Source organism: Haloterrigena sp. KLK7, assembly GCF_037914945.1.
GTDB lineage: Archaea > Halobacteriota > Halobacteria > Halobacteriales > Natrialbaceae > Haloterrigena > Haloterrigena salinisoli.
Map to the genome: position 1 here is coordinate 3,583,007 of NZ_CP149787.1, position 15,630 is coordinate 3,598,636.

Consider the following 15,630-nt stretch of genomic DNA (forward strand, 5'->3'; position numbering starts at 1 on the left):
TATGTGCGGACGAACCGCCAAGTAGCCGCTCTCGGAACGGTCGTACGCGCGGCCCGACGAATTCGGGTGACGGGGTCGCGCGGCCGGATCGGCGACGGGACGGTCAGCGCGTCGATGCGGTTTCGAACCGGACGACTCGCGGGGTGGAGCCGCGTCGGTTCGGGGTGGTGCCCGAATCCGATGGACTCTGGTCAGTCATTGGGCTTTCGCCCGCGGACTCCGGTTTTTTCGGTCTCGTCCCTTCGCTCCGTTCCGTAACAGCAGCTGCGCCGAACGGAAACGGTGCGGCGACGAATCGCTACCGGTTGCCGACTCGAGATCAGTCCCCGACTGCGACGTCCCAGTCGCTGTCGCCGTCCCACGGGAGGGGACCGTCGTAGCCGTCGGGAACGTACGGACAGAGCGGGTCGCTCGCCAGCGGATCGCCGGTCGTCGCGAACGCCCGCGAGCGACTCCCGCCGCAGACGTGGCGGTACGGACAGGCCCCGCACTTGCCGGAGAGGTTGTCGCGGTCGCGCAGTTCTCGGAAGAGATCCGACTCGCGATAGAGTTCGGTAACGGGACGTTCCCGGACGTTCCCGGCGGATTCCGGCAGGAAGCCGGAGGGGAAGACCTCGCCGGTGTGGCTCACGAAGGCGAAGCCGTCTCCGGCGACGATTCCGCCGCGGCGTTTGAGTCCCGGATTCGCCCCGCTACCATCTCCGTCGGGAGCCGCGTCCGTAACTTCGCCGTCCGCTCGAGCGCGCTGGCGTTGCATCGAGACTCGGCGGTAGTGTGGCGCTTCGGTCGTCTTGAGGCCGAACGGCTCCTCGTCGCTGACCTCGTCGAGCCAGGCCATCACGGCGTCGGCCTCGTCGGGATCGATCGGCTCTAAGATCCGCCCGCGGCCGACGGGAACGAGGAAGAAGACGCTCCACATCACGGCGCCGAGCTCCCGCAGGAGGTCCCTGATTTCGGGGAGTTCGCCGACCGTCTGGCGACAGACGGTGGTGTTGACCTGAACCGGGAGGCCCGCCGCCTCGGCGTCCTCGACGGCGCGAATGGTCTCCTCGAAGCTGCCGGTTTCGCCGCGGAACGCGTCGTGGCTCTCGGGGGAAGCGCCGTCGATGCTGACGGCCATCCGCTTGAGCCCGGCGTCGGCCATCGCCTCGATGCGGTCCGCGGTCAGCGAGCCGGTGCCGCTCGGCGTGATCGTCATCCGGAGCCCCAGGTCGTCGCCGTGGGCGATCAGCTCCTCGACGTCGTCGCGCACGAGGGGGTCGCCGCCCGAGAGGACGACCAGCTGTCCGTCGCCGAACTCGGCGGCGTCCTCGAGCAGCCGTTTGCCCTCGGCGGTCGAGAGCTCGTCGGGGTGGCGGTTCGGCCGGGCGTCGGCCCGACAGTGATCGCAGGCGAGTCCGCAGGCCTGGGTGAGTTCCCAGATGAGGACCATCGGTCGGTCGGACGTATCGAGAGTTCCGGGTCGCATTATCGGGAATCGGCGTCGATCGGTCGAAAACCTCCCCGTCGTTCCCGACCGGCGGGAACACCCGTCGCTCGAGTCGAACCGGTTCGGCCGTTTCCCGGAGTGTTCCCACCGGGTGGGAGTTTGGGGGACGGTTCTACGACCCCCGTCCGTACCGAGCGATATGGTCGAGAAGGCACGACGCGAGCGAGTGGACGCCGACGAACGGGGGAACCCGACGCGACAGTGGGAAGTCTTCCTGCGCGAGGAGCCCGGCGATCCGCTGCGACACGTCGGCAGCGTCGCGGCCGGCAGCGAGACCGAGGCCCACGAACACGCCTCGCGGCTGTTCGGCTGGTACGCCGTCGACGTCTGGGTCTGTCCGGCAGACGCGGTCGGACGGTACTCGACGCGCGGGTTCGGCGAGTCGGAGCAACCCGACGGAGATGGCGGCGACGATACCGATACCGACGGTGACGGGGACGCTGACGACAGCGACGACGAGGAACCGCGCGTCTACAAGGAGACCGCCGGCGCCTCCGAGGTGAACAGCCTGTGATCTCGATCAGCAAGCTCCTCTGTGACCTCGACGCCGAGGGCGACGGGCTGCGCTACGACGCGGCCGACGGCTCCTCGAAGCCCCAGATCACCGAGGAGAAACAGCGCAGGCCCGTCGTCGTCTGGAACGCCACGCGGCGGTGCAACCTCTACTGCTCGCACTGTTACGCCGGCGCCGACCTCGAGGCCGCGCCCGGCGAGTTCTCGACGAGCGAGGCGAAGACCTTCCTCGAGGGGTTGGCCGACTACGGCGCGCCGGTGATCCTCTTCTCGGGGGGCGAACCGCTCGTTCGGGACGACCTGATCGAACTCGTCGATTACGCCGCGGATCTCGGCCTGCGGCCGGTGCTCTCCTCGAACGGGACTCTCCTGACGCGGGAGAAGGCCGAGGCGCTGCAGGACGCCGGACTGCAGTACGCCGGCATCTCCGTCGACGGCCTGCCCGAGCGCAACGACGAGTTCCGCGGAAAGGACGGCGCGTTCGAGGCCGCCGTCCGCGGCATCGAGAACTGTCTCGACGTCGGCCTCAAGACCGGCCTGCGGTACACGATCACCCAGGCCAACGCGCCTGACCTCGAGGGGGTGGTGGACCTGCTGGTCGAGAAGGGGCTGGACCGCTTCTGCTTCTACCACCTCGACTACGGCGGCCGCGGGGCCGAGATCGTCGACGCCGACCTCTCGCCGCAGGCGAAACGCGAGGCGATCGAGCGGGTCGCCGACCTCACGCTCGAGTACCACGACCGCGGCGAGGAGATCGAGACCCTGCTGGTCGGCAACTACGCCGACGCCGCGTTCCTCGTGGAGTACGCCCGCGAGGAGTTCGGCGAGGCGAAGGCGCGGGCGGTCTACGACTACCTCGAGCGAAACGGCGGCGACCCGACGGGCGAGCGGATCGCCGACGTCGACTACGCGGGCAACGTCCACCCGACGCAGTTCTGGCAGGGCTACAGCCTCGGCAACGTCCGCGACCGACCGTTCGGTGAGATCTGGGAGGACGAGTCCAATCCGCTGCTCGAGGCGCTACGGAACCGCGAGGAGCGGCTGAACGGGAAGTGCGCGGACTGTCAGTACAAGTCGATCTGTCGGGGCGCGTCGCGGCTTCGCGCGCTCGCGACGACGGGCGACCTGTTCGCGCCGGATCCGCAGTGTTACCTCCGGGACGACGAGATTCACGGCGAGAAGTCGGGATCGGTCGCGGGCGGCGCCGCGGACTGATTGTTCGGCCGTCGATCGGGTCGCCCGTCGACCGTCTTCGGCCGTCGACGGGCGTTACTCGTCCGTTTCGCCGACGTGAACGCGAGTCACGTGGCCGCCACAGCCACAGCGGTCGACGTACTCGAGGTCGATCCCATCGAACGCGGCCTCGAGTTCGTCCCAGAGATAGGTCTCGGGCCGGCCGTGGTCGCCGTGCGTGACGAGGTTGACGTGGGTGCCCGCGGCGGTCGCCTCGACCGCGTCCATCGCCTGCGAGACGACCAGGTCGCGGTCCGCGGCGTGGTGCGGTTTCTCGAGGTTCGCCGACCACGAGACGTCGTGTTCGCGGCGGGTAACGGGCTCGACGTCGGGGTTCGCACTACCGTTGCTCATACGTGTTCGTCGGGCTCGAGCGACCGTAAGGGCTGAGACGAACCGGTTCGGTGCACGGCCGGGGACGGTCGGCGGCCGCGAGCGCCGCCGCGGTGATCAGCAACAGAACATGAACGGGTAGATCAGCGCGACGCGGTCTCCGTCCTCGAGTTCCGTCTCGAATCCCGCGAAGTGCTCGTTGAACCGGCCGTTGATGCAGACGCGGGCGAACGGACGGGTCTGGTCGCCTTCGGGGTTCTTGCGCCACGTTCCGGGGAGATCGTCCGGCACGGGCGCCCAGCCGCTGTGGGTCGCGTCCGCTTCGGTCTCCGCGATCAGCATCTCCTCGACGTCGTAGTCGTCGAAGAAGGCCTCGAGGAAGTCCCGGAGCCGCGTCCCCTCGAAGGTGTACTCGAGTTCGTGGGTTCCGACGGCGTTGCGAACGTGACCGGTACAGCGGACGGTGACCGTCGTTTGCCGGTTCGCCCGCGACGTCTCGTCCTGCGCGTTCCGCGGCTCTCGCGTCTCTCTCGTCTCTCTCGTCTCTCTCGTCTCTCGAGCGCTCGTCTGGGTCGTTTCGGCGGTCATACGCGATCGTACGGCCGGGACGAGCAACCCTCCTAGCGCGAACGTGTTCGGGTTCAACTGGACGGCGGTGGAGCACCTATCGACGGATATGAACCGAATTCCGGGCGGTCTCCGCACCGACCAGCAGCCCCCGATGGCGATCCCCCTCGGGCACTTCGTCCTCGGACTCGCCTTCCTCGTCATCGGGATCGGCGCGGAGATCGCGATGGCGGTGTCGACGCTGCCGGGGCTGGCGAGCCTCGCGCACGTCCACGTCCTCCTGATCGGCTGGATCGCGATCACCATCATGGGCGCGATGACCCAGTTCGTCCCCGTCTGGTCCGGCGTGTCGCTGTACTCGAGACGGCTCGCGGTCGTCCAACTCGCGCTCGTCGCCGTCGGACTGGTCGGCTTCGCGGCGCTCCTGCTGGCCGGCGCGCTGCCGTGGCTCCCCGTCGCCGGCGCGGCGCTCCTGCTGGGGATCTGGACGTTCGTTTACAACGTCGGCCGGACGCTGTGGCGGACCCGTCCGCTCGATTTCACGGAACGACACTTCGCGCTCGCGCTCGGGGCCTTCGCGCTCGTCGTCCCGCTGGGCTTCCTGCTGGCCGTCGACTTCACGACGCCGGTCTTCGACGCGACCGCGCTGACGCGGGGCGACGTCCTGCTCGTCCACGCGACGCTGGCGCTGCTCGGTGCCATCACGGCGACGGTCGTCGGCGCCCTCGCCCAGCTCGCGACGATGTTCACCCAGACCGACCGCAGCGCGGTCGACGAGCGGCTGCTGGGTCTCGAGCAACTCGCGTTCCCGGCCGGCGTGGTCGTCTTCGCCGCCGGACGCGGGCTCGAGTCGCTTCCGCTCGCTCGCGTCGGCGCGGTTGCCGTTCTCGTCGGCCTCGCGGCGTTCACCGTCGTCGTCGCTCGTCAGCTCGTCCGGGCGACGGTCGACCGATCGCCGATGATCGACCGGTACTGGGTCGTCGTCGCGTCGCTGTGGGCCTGGCTGGCGCTGACCGCCCCGGCGTGGTGGCTCGAGCCGCTCGGGTACGGGACGCTGTTCGGCCACCCCGACGGCGGCGCCGTGCTGGTGGTCGGCGTCTTCGCCTTCGTCGTCGTCGGCTCGCTGTACCACATCGTCCCCTTCATCATCTGGCACGAGCGCTACAGCGACCGGCTGGGCTTCGAACAGGTGCCGATGATCGACGATCTCTACGACGACCGCCTCGAGCGCGCGGACTTCGGCCTGACGCTCGTCGGCTACGTCGGGCTGGCGGCGGCTCCGCTGTTCGATCTGCCGTCGGTCGCGACGCTCGTCGCCACCGCGCTCGCGGCGGTCGGGCTCTGCCTGTTCGTGCTGAACGTGCTCTTGACGATTCACCGCCACGGCCCGAACGGACTCGCGGGCGTCCTGACGGGCGTCGTCGGGTCGGCGGACGGGGCCGAGAACGGTGCCGGGGAACCCGACGTCGACGTCGATCCCTCACCGGAGCGGTGACCGACGACTGGTGATCGACCACCGTGGTACCGGACCGGACCGAACCGGACCGGAACGGAACACCCTACTCCTCGGGATCGACCCCGACCTCCGGCTCGTACCGCTGTGATTCGATCGTGCCTGCGACGTACTCGCCGTATTCGGCGGCCGTCAACCCCCCCTGGTTGTACTCCACGGCCCACTGCGTCTCGACCGTCGCCGAGCCGTACGACGCCGGCGCGTCGTCGAGTATCGTCGCCCCCAGCGCGGCGGCCTCGTACCCCCCGCCGATCAGCGCCGCGTAGCCGCCCGCGAGCAGCCCGACGTCGTGGAGGTCTCCCTCGTCGGTGCGGTCCGTGTTGACGTACTCGAGGGCCAGCACGTCCCGGTCGCGCTCGATCGATTCGACCGCCAGGTCGTACTCCTCGAGCACCGCGACGAGTTCGTCGGGACCGGCGATATCTTTCCCTGCGAGCTCGTGAATCCGCTCCTCGACGATCTCGATCCGCTCGCGGACCGGGAGGTCGGGCACCAGTTCGGAGACCGGCCACTCCGTGTTCTGCGGGAACTCCGATCCCATCTCCTCGATACAGCCGGCGAGACCGACGGTCGCGGCGACCGCGCTCGCCCCCAACAGTCGCCGCCGGCTCGTCCGGTTCGCCGACTCCGACGCTGACCGTTTCATACGCGTTCCTCGTCGCCTCGCGGCAAAGGGATTCGTTCGGCAAGCGCCGGCACCGGGCTAAAGGACCGATTTCCCGTAGGAACGCCCACGACCGTTCCAGATGGCACTCGAGCTGTACAACGTCGGCCTCGTCGTCCTCGGGGTCGCCCTGTTCGGGATCGCCGTTCTCCCCCGATTCGTCTCCGATCGAGCGATCTCGATGCCGATCTTCTTCGTCGGTTTCGGGATGCTCGCCTTCGGGCTGCCGATCGGCCTCCCGCCGCCGGATCCCCTAGAGCAGGGGACGACGACGGAACACCTCGCGGAACTGGGCGTCATCATCGCCCTGATGGGCGTCGGGCTGAAGATCGACAGGCCGCCGGGACTGCGCGAATGGGCGTCGACGTGGCGGCTGCTCGCGATCACGATGCCGTTGTCGATCGCCGGCGCGGCGCTGGCCGGCCGGTGGCTCGGTCTCGCCGTCCCGACGGCCGTCCTGCTGGGCGCGTGTATCGCGCCCACCGACCCGGTGCTGGCGTCGGAAGTGCAGGTCGCCGGTCCCGGAATGGGAACCGAAGCGGAAGCCGACGAGGGGGCGGCCGGGATGGAAGACGAGGTCCGGTTCGCGCTCACCTCGGAGGCGGGGCTGAACGACGGGCTGGCCTTCCCGTTCACGTACCTGGCGATCGCGTTCGCGCTCGTCGGCCTCGCGCCCGGCAACTGGCTCGGCGAGTGGCTCCTGATCGACGTCGGCTACCGGATCGTCGTCGGCGTGATCGCCGGCGTCGTCCTCGGTTACGTCACCGCTCGACTCGTCTTCGCGACGGAACCCGACACCCCGGTCGCGAAGTCGGTCCAGGGACTCGAGGCGATCGCCGGTACGCTGCTGGTCTACGGAGCGACGGAACTGGTCGGCGGCTACGGCTTCATCGCGGTCTTCGTCGCGGCGCTGATGGTCCGCCACTACGAGCGCGCCCACGACTACAACCGTTCGCTCCACGAGGTCAGCGAGTTCGCCGAACAGGTGATGATGGGGCTGATCATGCTCTTCTTCGGCGGCGCCATCGTCGGCGGCCTCCTCGAGCCCCTGACCCTCGAGGGGATCGCCGCTGCGGTCGCGATCGTCTTCCTCGTCCGGCCGCTGGCCGGCATCGTCGGATTCCTCGGCTTCGACCGCGATATCGCCGAACGGGCGACGATCGCCGCCTTCGGCGTCCGCGGGATCGGCTCGTTCTACTACCTCGCGTACGGCCTCAACCAGGCCGCGTTCCCCGACGCCGACGTCCTGTGGGCCGTCGTCGGCGCCGTCGTCCTCATCTCCATCGTCGTCCACGGGATTACCGCGACACCCGCGGTCCGCTGGCTCGAGAAGCGGGCCGAGGCCCGCGAATGAGCTTCACCCGCGCATGCACGCGATGACTACGCTGGAACTTCCTTCGGACTCCGCTCCCAGTGGCGGTGCTCGGCGATCGCGTCGACGAACGCCTCGGCGAACGCCTCGCGGTCGTCGCTCCGCCCCGTCACCACGCCGTCCGACGAGGCCATCTCGCCGTCGTCGGCGATCTCGATATCGGGCAGGTCGACCGCCTCGAGCAGGTCGATTCCCTCGCCGAGGGCGGCGATCGGTTTCTTGTGTTTGAACGCCTCGGTGACGAAGTGTTTCGCCTCGCCCTGCTCGACGAGGGCGTCGACGCTGTCCTCGCCGCCGGGGACGAAGACCGCGTCGACCAGCACCGACTCGGCGGTCGCGTGGCTCTCGTCGGCCGCGACCGAGTCGCCGCTCTCGGATTCCTTGTCGCCGAGTTTCTTCGAGACGACGTTCACGCGGGCGCCCGCTTCCTCTAGCGTCGACCTGACCGTCTCGAGGTCCTCGCCGTCGTAGCCGTCGTCGACGAGGACGGCGACCGTTCGCGTCTCGATGGAGTCGGCGTCGCGGCGCTCGTTGATGCTCAGTCGCGGATCCTCGTGGTCGTGGGTCGGCATCTCGTCGCCGGGTTCCGCCGGCGGGTCGACGTCGATCCCCTCCGCGACCCGTTTGGCGAACTCGTGGTCGACGTTGTTGAACAGGTCGTAGACCATCCGTTCGCGGATTTCCATGCGATCGACCTTCCCGAGTTCGAAGCGGGCCGCGTCGACGATGTGCTGTTTCTCGGGCTCGGTCATGCTGTTCCAGAACAGCCGGGCCTGCGAGAAGTGATCCATGAAGCTCTCGCTGCGATTGCGGATCTTCTCGCCGGAGATTTTCTCGGCGAAGTGCTCGTAGCCGCCCTCGTCCTCGGTGGCCTCCGCGGGCTGGTCGTCGTCGATCGAGTTGGGTTTGTATGAGACCTTGCCCTCGTTGATCTCCTGGCGCATGAAGCCGGCCCGCTGGTTGTTGTGACGCTCGGCGATCGGTCGGTTGATCGGGATCTCGTCCCAGTTCGCGCTGTTGAACCGGTTGAGCTGGGTGTCCTGATAGGAGAAGAGCCGGCCCTGCAGGAGCGGATCGTTCGTGAAGTCGATCCCCGGCACGACGTTGCCGGGGTGGAACGCGACCTGCTCGACTTCCGCGAAGAAGTTGTCCGGCGTCTCGTTCAAGACCATCTTCCCGATCGGACGCACCGGGACCTCGGTCTCGGGGACGATCTTGGTCGGGTCGAGGACGTCGAAATCGAACTCGGCGGCCTCGTCCTCGTCGAAGATCTGTACCCCTAACTCCCACTCGAGTTCGTGGCCCGCCTCGATGACGTCGTAGAGGTCCTGGCGGTTGAAGTCGGGGTTCTTGCCGGCGATCTTCTGCGTCTCGTCCCAGACGAGCTGGCTGGTGTCGAGTTCCGGCGTCCAGTGGAACTTGACGAACTTCGCGTCGCCGTCGTCGTTGACCAGCCGGAAGGTGTGGACGCCGAACCCCTGCATCATCCGATACGCGCGAGGGAGGGCGCGTCCCGACAGTACCCACATGATCATATGGGTGATCTCGGGCTTGAGCGAGGCGAAGTCCCAGAAGGTGTCGTGGGCCGACGAGGCCTGCGGGACGGCGTCGTCGGGTTCGGGCTTGATCGCGTGGACCAGATCCGGGAACTCCATCGCGTCCTGAATGAAGAAGACGGGGATGTTGTTCCCGACCAGGTCCCAGTTGCCCTCCTCGGTGTAGAACTTGGTCGCGAACCCGCGGACGTCCCGAACCGTGTCGGGGGATCCTCTCGAGCCGACGACCGTCGAGAAGCGAGTGAAGACCGGCGTCTTCTGGTCGGAGTCAGTCAGGACTTTCGCCTTCGTCAGCTCCTCGATGTCGTCGAATTCGTCGCCGAGGTCGGGATCTTCGTAGGGCTGGAAGTAGCCGTGGGCGCCGCTGCCGCGGGCGTGGACGACCCGTTCCGGGATCGACTCGTGGTCGAACTGCGTCATCTTCTCCCGGAAGTGGAAGTCCTCCATGATCGTCGGCCCCCGCTCGCCGGCCTTCAGGGAGTTCTCCGTGTCGCTGATCTTGGCGCCGTGGTCGGTCGTCAGCGTTTCGCCCTCGGGGTTCTCGCGAACGCCGTCGAGTTGCTCCTGTTTGCTGTTCTCGTCGACGGCACCGTCGTCGCTGCTGCCGGCCTGACCCGATTCGGAGTCGGATCGCGACTCGTCGGCGCCGCCGTCGGCCATCTCCGTTCGCTCCGCGTCGTCCGGCGCGTCGTCTCGGTCCGCGTCATCGTTCGGTTCTCCGTCTCGTCCGTCAGGGGATGTATCGTCTTCTGCCATAGTTCGAACTCCGTTCGGGTCGGCCGCTGAACCAGCTCCGGTGACCCGTACCGTGACTGCACGTCGGTCGGTCGGCCCGTCGAAACGTCCTCGAGCGGTTGCGTCGGATCGTCGTCGGATACCATCGTTACCGTTCCTTTCGACGAAGCTAACGGGAGACGATTACTTCAAGCGGATAATCACGTCTCGACTGCCACGATCCGTTTCGGTCCGCTCGACTCGGTTCTCGCTATCGACGACGTCACGCGACCGGCGTATGTTTTCGTCCAGAATAAATGGCGTAAGTCTCATCCCGTCCATCGCAAGGGTCGGACTCGAGACAGCGGGACCCGCTCCGAGGGGTCGGCCGCGAACCGAAGGCGATCAGAACGGCGACCGTGCGGTCGTCTCCCCGTCGTTCGTCGCGGCGTCGGCGGCCGCCTCCGCGCCCGGAACGGTTCCCGTCTCGCGGAACTCCGTCTCGAGTCGCTCGAGCGTCGCGTCGAGCGCGTCGGACTGGTGGTGCGACGGGTGGGCGCGCACGCGCACGAGGTCGTACTCGTGGCGGTCCGCGAGTCCGTTCCACGCCCGGAACGCGCCCGTGACGAGCGCCTCGGCTTGCGGGCAGAACTCGGTCGTCGGCGTGAACTCCGCGCGCAGGATCGACGAGTCGTCGGCGTCGACCGCGTACCGAAAGCCGGCGTCGGGATGACGCCGATCGAGGTTGAGGCGCGCGAGGTTGTAGCCGAACGTCGCGTCGTAGACGCCCCGCTCCTCGAACAACTCGCGGGTGAGCCGGTGAAAGGCGAGGTGGTCGTCGCCCGCGAGCACGTCGTGACCCTCGAGGAACGGGCCGGGCGCCGGCGCGTGGTCCGGGTCGAACGCGTCCCAGGCGTCGAATCCGTCGCCGCCGGGTGTCGTGGACCGAGTGAAGGGATTCATCACGGTATCGAAAACGGTCGCGTCGGCCCAGTACCCTCTCCCGAACATCTTCCCCCGAATCGCCCTCGTATCGCGGGTCGATGGGTTCGGCGACCGGGCTCTTCAGTCGTGGGTCGACTGCTCGATTCGGCCCGCCCTGACCGACGATTCTCGCCTGAAAACGGCTTTCGATCGTTCACAATGGATGCCTGTATCACGAAAATTCCTCCTTGAATTGTTCCATATATTATTTCCATGCCAATATTAAACCAGAAAATCCGATAAAAATATACGACAACGATCAGGGCTGTACGTTAGCGTATATTGTTATACAATAACACTGCAGTAGGGCCAGAGGATTTATATCCGACGACTGTAAGTGTCCGGGCAATGCTACTCACAGCCGACTCCACTGACGCGACCGCCACGAACTCGCTCAGCTTCGAAGTCATCACTGCCGTCGCCGAACGGGAGGGCATCGATCCGATGGAGATCGAACCGCCGGAGTACGAAGCGCTGTACGACGTCGTCAACCCGGAAGCTCTCGATTCCCTCTTCGCGCCGCGAGAGGACGGCACGAGTCGAGGCTCGGGTCGAGTAGAATTCGTTTTCTGTGGCTATCGCGTCGTCGTCACCAGCGACGGTGACGTCGACGTTCTCGAGGCCGAGGACGGCCGATAAGCAGTCGCTCGATTGGAGCGGACCGCGATACCTCAGCGACGAGCGTCAGTTATCGCCGCGTCGTCGGCGATCCGCGGCGCGTCGTCGGTCGATAGCGGTATCTCGTCGATTTTCGGGTTCGCGAGAAGGGTTCGACCTCGGTCAGCGAGACGCCGTCGACGCCGCTACTCGTCGGCGCACGCCGCCTCGAACACGTCCTCGTGGAGCCGGTCCGCGACGATCTCCATCAGCGGTTCCATGTTTCGGGTGTCGGACCGGTTGTACTCCACGAGCGTCTCGAGGGCGCTCTCGTCGCCTCGCTCGTACTCGTGCCAGAGGCGCACGGCGTCGCGGCCGCTGAGGTCGGGCCTGTCGCGATCGATGCCGAGATCGCGCTCGATCGCCTTCAGCCCGCCGTCGAGGCCGAGTTGTTTGCAGGGGTACATGAGATCGACGTGCGGCGTCGCCACGTCGATGTCGTAGCACGTCTCGAGGAAGGGGACGTCGAACCGCTGGCCGTTGAAGGTGACCAGCAGCGACGACTGCTCGAGTTCGGTCTCGAGCCGACGGGCCGTCAGGTCTCGGTCCTTGACGAAGGTCTTCGTCTCGCCGCCGCGGTGGACGCTGACGGTCGTGACGTCGTTGGTGGACGCGTCGAGTCCGGTCGTCTCGATGTCCAGAAAGCAGGTCTCCTCGCGGACGTTCTCGTAGCACCGCCAGCGACTCGAGGCCGGCAGTTGCTCGGCGAACGGGGAGACGTCGCCTCGCTCGAGGTGGGTCCGCCCCTCCTCGATGAACGAGTGGATGCGATCGGCCAACGTGTCGCCGACGACGCTGCCGTCGAACTCGTCCCAGTGGGTGATTCCGTGTTGCCAGAGTTTGCGTTCGGTGGTCTCCCCGACGCCGCGGACGGGGATGAAACTGTTCTCGATTCGCACACCACTTCGAGGGGGACGAGCGAACTAAAAGCGATTGGATCGGCGTCGACAGATCGATCGAACGGCCGTACGGCAGCGGGACCGAACGACGTGCCAGACCGAGAATCAGGCGTCGCCAGCGTCGAGAAGGAGATATCGTTGGGGTCGCAGATCAGCTGTCGTCGGAGCTGTTGTCCGAGAGATAGAGCGTCCGGTCGATGATGCCGACGGCCGCCTCACTCCAGCGCTGGACGGCGTCGCCGTCCGAGTCGGGAATCTCGATGACGATCCGATCGCGACCGATCGTCACGTCGGCCTCGGGCGTCGCGTCGCGGTCGGCGAAGCTCCGCAACTGGTACTGGAGCAAGCGTTTCGTCGACCCGCTGATCTCGACGGTGTCCGTCTCGAACTCGTAGGTCAGGACGGTGTTTTCGCCGCCGTCGTCGCGCGCCAGGCCGTCGGAATCGGCTCCGTCGCCGTCGCCGTTCCCGACTCCGTCGGAGCCGTAGACTTCCGCCGAGACGTCGAACCGGTGGCTCGAGAGCTCCGGCGCCGGTGCGTCCTCGTTGATCGTCTCGACGGCCTCCTCGACCGTCACGTCCTCGAGGTCCTCGTCGTCGAACTCGAAGGCGGTCGCATCGCCGGCGAGCGGGTCGGCCGCGTCGACCGCCGGCTCGTCGTCCGAACCGGCGTCACTCTCGTCGACGGGCTCGAGTCCCGTCCCCGTCGTCGGCCGGGCGCTCGCGTCGTCTTCGGCGTCGGTTTCTGCGGCGGAGTCGTCGCCACCGTCGTCGGTCGCCGCCTCGGCCGCCTCGTCCGATAGCGAATCGGTCGCCTCGGTCTCCTCGAACGAGAACGCACTGGGCGTCGAGACCGTCGAGTCGTCGATATCGGTCGCGACCGATTCGGCGTCGGTTTCCGCCTCGACCTCGCCATCGGTTTCGTCCTCGTCCGCGCGATCGGCTTCGCGTTCGCCCTCGCCGTCGTCCGTGTCGTCGGCCGCTGGCGCTGCCGGTTCCCGATCGATCGGTTCGGCGTCGACCGTTTCGGCCGGCGGCGCCGCCACGACGGAATCGTCGGTCGTCTCGCTCGAGTCACTGTCCTCGAACCCGTCGGCGTCCACGGCGGACGCGGTCGTCTCGTCGGTCGCAGCCGATTCGACTGGACCGGCAGCGATGACCGCGTCGTCGCCGTCCGTCTCCGAGCCGTCGGTCAGTTCACCGGCGATCACCGGTCCCGTGTCGGCGATCGCATCGCGCTCGAGTTCGATCGCGTACCACGCCGTCCGATCGGACGGCGCGACGAACCGGCCCCGATTCCGCGCCGCCCGCGGATGCGACCGTTCGTTCGCCGTCTCGTCGGTGAGGGCGTCGATATTCGTCTCCGTCTCTCGGGCGGCGTCGGCGTCCGGTTCGTCGGTCAGATCGTCGGCTGCGACGGCGTCGCCGTCAGTGGTGTCTGGACCGTCCGTCGTCTCGTCCGGATCCGTCGTCGGTTCGTCGGCCTCGGCGACACTCGTGCTGTCGGCCCCCGGTTCAGTGCCGTCGGTCGCTGGCTCGACCCCGCCGGCGACACCGGCCCCGTCGGCGGCACGGGAAGCGGCCGTTCCCTCGTCAACACCGCCGGTAGCGCGCGGCCCGTCCGCCGCGGTATCGGCTCTCGTCGGATCGATTCCGGCATCGGGATCCGTCGCCGTCGCCGCTTCGACGCCACCGGCGCCGGCACTTCCACCGCGCGGTCGCCGGGCCGTCTGTCGCGGTTCCGACGGCTGTGGTCCGCCGCCGGCCGCTCGCGTCCCCGGACGCTGTGCGGACTGTGCCGGCTGTCCCTGCGCCTGTCCCTGTCCGGGATTCGGGCCGGAGCTGATGGTCCCGCCGCTGAGATGCAGTTGGGTCCCACCGCCGCCGCCCCGCCCGTTCGAGATGTTGTCCAGGGAGTGGCCGATATCCGTCAGATCGTCGTCGATATTGTCCTCTAGCTTGTCGATCTTGTCACCGACACTCCGCAACGCCAGTGCGACGTCCCATAGCACGACGACGCCGAAGAAGAGGAGCGCGAGGAAGACGGTGACGGCAGCTCCGCCGAGAAGCTCAGCATTGACTTCCATATATTGTACTCTCTAATCCGATAGATCGTTCAATATATAATCCTTGTGCCGTAACACCAATATCAGTGGAGTGCTATCGTCCGAAGAACGGCGATATACGCGATTTCCCGACGATATATGGTTTCGTTCCAAACGTTATTATCACATTGCACTCATTAGATTACAGCCATAGTACCAGCGTCGACAACTATTATATTTTCGTGACTATAATTCACTCACGACTGTCGAGTAGCCGATCTCGAGCGACGGACGTCCCGGTCTGGTCCGTGTCCGATCAGACGGGAAGCCAGTCGGTCGACGTCCCTCGGTCCCGGAGCTCCCACCGCTGTTCGGAGGCGCCGTCACGGGCGCGAATTTCGACGACCGCATCGAACAGCGGTTCGAGGAGATGGACCGCCTCGTGGTCTCGCTCGAGCGGCAGGTGATAGTGGCCCATCCCCTGGACGTTGTCCACCCGCGACGTCGTCATGTGCAACAGTCGGAACACCTTCTCCGCCGTGTGCTCTTCGAGCAGCGGGACCAGCGAGTCGACACAGACCCGAACCTGGGACGGCTCGAGGCCGTCGGCGTCGCCCTGGAAGGTGTCGATCGCGTCGACGATCTCGATACCCAGCGTTCCGAGCGGCGCGGGACCGCTCTCGGCGCCGTCCGTCGCAGTGGGTTCGAGCGCCGAGTAGTCGATCGTTCGGCCGATCCGTCCGGCCGTCCCGTCGGACGGTTCGGTGGTCGGCTCCCGGCCGTCGGTTACGAGCAGTCGATACCGCGGTCCGTCCGCCGACTCCCCGTGGAGTCGGTGACAGAGGTCCGTGTGAGCGCCGGCCGTCTCCCGACCGACGAGCAAGATATTACTCCCGTCCCGCTTGAGCGTCGCAAGCGTCTGGGCGAAGTCGGCTCGCTCCATCGCAGTTCCCCCTCGTTCACCTGCCATCCTTTATATCGACCTTACGGTAATATAATAAATATTGTGGCCGGGTTCCACCTACGAGGACGGCGAGCGGATACTATCGTAGCCACTGAACGTCACTGCACACCCGATCGCACGATGGCTGT

14 protein-coding genes are annotated in these 15,630 nt (G+C 67.0%); 5 read left to right on the top strand and 9 right to left on the bottom strand.

Annotated elements, in window-relative coordinates:
* Window positions 1-319 precede the first annotated feature (319 nt).
* On the bottom strand, window positions 320-1,468 hold the full coding sequence (locus WD430_RS17755) for a TIGR04053 family radical SAM/SPASM domain-containing protein (protein WP_339103750.1): 1,149 nt from the start codon (window positions 1,466-1,468) through the stop codon (window positions 320-322).
* A 160-nt stretch (window positions 1,469-1,628) separates the two neighbouring features.
* On the opposite strand from WD430_RS17755, the gene WD430_RS17760 reads away from it, so the two are divergent.
* The gene (locus WD430_RS17760; RefSeq protein WP_339103751.1) at window positions 1,629-2,003 is read left to right on the top strand and encodes an Htur_1727 family rSAM-partnered candidate RiPP; all 375 of its coding nucleotides are present in this window, start codon (window positions 1,629-1,631) and stop codon (window positions 2,001-2,003) included.
* Window positions 2,000-3,217, top strand: coding sequence for a TIGR04347 family pseudo-SAM/SPASM protein (locus tag WD430_RS17765; RefSeq protein ID WP_339103752.1), 1,218 nt, complete (start codon window positions 2,000-2,002; stop codon window positions 3,215-3,217). The genes WD430_RS17760 and WD430_RS17765 overlap by 4 nt, the downstream gene beginning before the upstream one ends.
* A gap of 54 nt (window positions 3,218-3,271) precedes the next feature.
* On the opposite strand, the gene WD430_RS17770 is transcribed toward WD430_RS17765, so the two are convergent.
* The gene (locus WD430_RS17770; protein WP_339103753.1) at window positions 3,272-3,589 is read right to left on the bottom strand and encodes a CGCGG family rSAM-modified RiPP protein; all 318 of its coding nucleotides are present in this window, start codon (window positions 3,587-3,589) and stop codon (window positions 3,272-3,274) included.
* A gap of 96 nt (window positions 3,590-3,685) precedes the next feature.
* The gene (locus WD430_RS17775; RefSeq protein WP_339103754.1) at window positions 3,686-4,156 is read right to left on the bottom strand and encodes a pterin cluster protein; all 471 of its coding nucleotides are present in this window, start codon (window positions 4,154-4,156) and stop codon (window positions 3,686-3,688) included.
* Between the two features lie 88 nt (window positions 4,157-4,244).
* Here WD430_RS17775 and WD430_RS17780 point away from each other — a divergent pair, with 88 nt between their 5' ends.
* Window positions 4,245-5,630: a hypothetical protein gene (locus WD430_RS17780; protein ID WP_339103755.1), complete on the top strand. Its 1,386-nt coding sequence runs from the start codon at window positions 4,245-4,247 to the stop codon at window positions 5,628-5,630.
* A 64-nt stretch (window positions 5,631-5,694) separates the two neighbouring features.
* Here WD430_RS17780 and WD430_RS17785 read toward each other — a convergent pair whose 3' ends face one another.
* Window positions 5,695-6,294, bottom strand: coding sequence for a hypothetical protein (locus WD430_RS17785; protein ID WP_339103756.1), 600 nt, complete (start codon window positions 6,292-6,294; stop codon window positions 5,695-5,697).
* 100 nt (window positions 6,295-6,394) lie between these two features.
* Here WD430_RS17785 and WD430_RS17790 point away from each other — a divergent pair, with 100 nt between their 5' ends.
* Window positions 6,395-7,666, top strand: a complete 1,272-nt coding sequence (locus WD430_RS17790; protein ID WP_339103757.1) for a cation:proton antiporter — start codon at window positions 6,395-6,397, stop codon at window positions 7,664-7,666.
* 26 nt (window positions 7,667-7,692) lie between these two features.
* On the opposite strand, the gene WD430_RS17795 is transcribed toward WD430_RS17790, so the two are convergent.
* Complete coding sequence (locus WD430_RS17795) at window positions 7,693-9,996, bottom strand: catalase (protein WP_339103758.1); 2,304 nt, start codon at window positions 9,994-9,996, stop codon at window positions 7,693-7,695.
* Window positions 9,997-10,359: 363 nt separating this feature from the next.
* A complete protein-coding gene (locus tag WD430_RS17800) occupies window positions 10,360-10,965 on the bottom strand; it encodes a hypothetical protein (protein ID WP_339103759.1) in 606 nt (201 codons plus the stop codon).
* Window positions 10,966-11,286: 321 nt separating this feature from the next.
* On the opposite strand from WD430_RS17800, the gene WD430_RS17805 reads away from it, so the two are divergent.
* The gene (locus WD430_RS17805) at window positions 11,287-11,577 is read left to right on the top strand and encodes a HalOD1 output domain-containing protein (protein WP_339103760.1); all 291 of its coding nucleotides are present in this window, start codon (window positions 11,287-11,289) and stop codon (window positions 11,575-11,577) included.
* 164 nt (window positions 11,578-11,741) lie between these two features.
* On the opposite strand, the gene WD430_RS17810 is transcribed toward WD430_RS17805, so the two are convergent.
* The 3 genes from WD430_RS17810 to WD430_RS17820 all read right to left on the bottom strand — a co-directional run bounded on the left by WD430_RS17810 (window position 11,742) and on the right by WD430_RS17820 (window position 15,508).
* On the bottom strand, window positions 11,742-12,494 hold the full coding sequence (locus tag WD430_RS17810) for a ribonuclease H-like domain-containing protein (RefSeq protein ID WP_339103761.1): 753 nt from the start codon (window positions 12,492-12,494) through the stop codon (window positions 11,742-11,744).
* A 151-nt stretch (window positions 12,495-12,645) separates the two neighbouring features.
* Complete coding sequence (locus WD430_RS17815) at window positions 12,646-14,580, bottom strand: AAA family ATPase (RefSeq protein ID WP_339103762.1); 1,935 nt, start codon at window positions 14,578-14,580, stop codon at window positions 12,646-12,648.
* Between the two features lie 274 nt (window positions 14,581-14,854).
* Window positions 14,855-15,508: a hypothetical protein gene (locus WD430_RS17820; protein ID WP_339103763.1), complete on the bottom strand. Its 654-nt coding sequence runs from the start codon at window positions 15,506-15,508 to the stop codon at window positions 14,855-14,857.
* Window positions 15,509-15,630: the final 122 nt, after the last annotated feature.

Excerpts from the sequence above, each read along its gene's own strand:
- WD430_RS17790 (WP_339103757.1), top strand. The coding sequence starts at position 6,395 with ATGGCACTCGAGCTGTACAACGTCGGCCTCGTCGTCCTCGGGGTCGCC.
- WD430_RS17820 (WP_339103763.1), bottom strand. The coding sequence starts at position 15,508 with ATGGCAGGTGAACGAGGGGGAACTGCGATGGAGCGAGCCGACTTCGCC.
- WD430_RS17805 (WP_339103760.1), top strand. The coding sequence starts at position 11,287 with ATGCTACTCACAGCCGACTCCACTGACGCGACCGCCACGAACTCGCTC.
- WD430_RS17800 (WP_339103759.1), bottom strand. The coding sequence starts at position 10,965 with ATGTTCGGGAGAGGGTACTGGGCCGACGCGACCGTTTTCGATACCGTG.
- WD430_RS17775 (WP_339103754.1), bottom strand. The coding sequence starts at position 4,156 with ATGACCGCCGAAACGACCCAGACGAGCGCTCGAGAGACGAGAGAGACG.
- WD430_RS17785 (WP_339103756.1), bottom strand. The coding sequence starts at position 6,294 with ATGAAACGGTCAGCGTCGGAGTCGGCGAACCGGACGAGCCGGCGGCGA.
- WD430_RS17780 (WP_339103755.1), top strand. The coding sequence starts at position 4,245 with ATGAACCGAATTCCGGGCGGTCTCCGCACCGACCAGCAGCCCCCGATG.
- WD430_RS17770 (WP_339103753.1), bottom strand. The coding sequence starts at position 3,589 with ATGAGCAACGGTAGTGCGAACCCCGACGTCGAGCCCGTTACCCGCCGC.
- WD430_RS17795 (WP_339103758.1), bottom strand. The coding sequence starts at position 9,996 with ATGGCAGAAGACGATACATCCCCTGACGGACGAGACGGAGAACCGAAC.
- WD430_RS17760 (WP_339103751.1), top strand. The coding sequence starts at position 1,629 with ATGGTCGAGAAGGCACGACGCGAGCGAGTGGACGCCGACGAACGGGGG.
- WD430_RS17755 (WP_339103750.1), bottom strand. The coding sequence starts at position 1,468 with ATGCGACCCGGAACTCTCGATACGTCCGACCGACCGATGGTCCTCATC.
- WD430_RS17815 (WP_339103762.1), bottom strand. The coding sequence starts at position 14,580 with ATGGAAGTCAATGCTGAGCTTCTCGGCGGAGCTGCCGTCACCGTCTTC.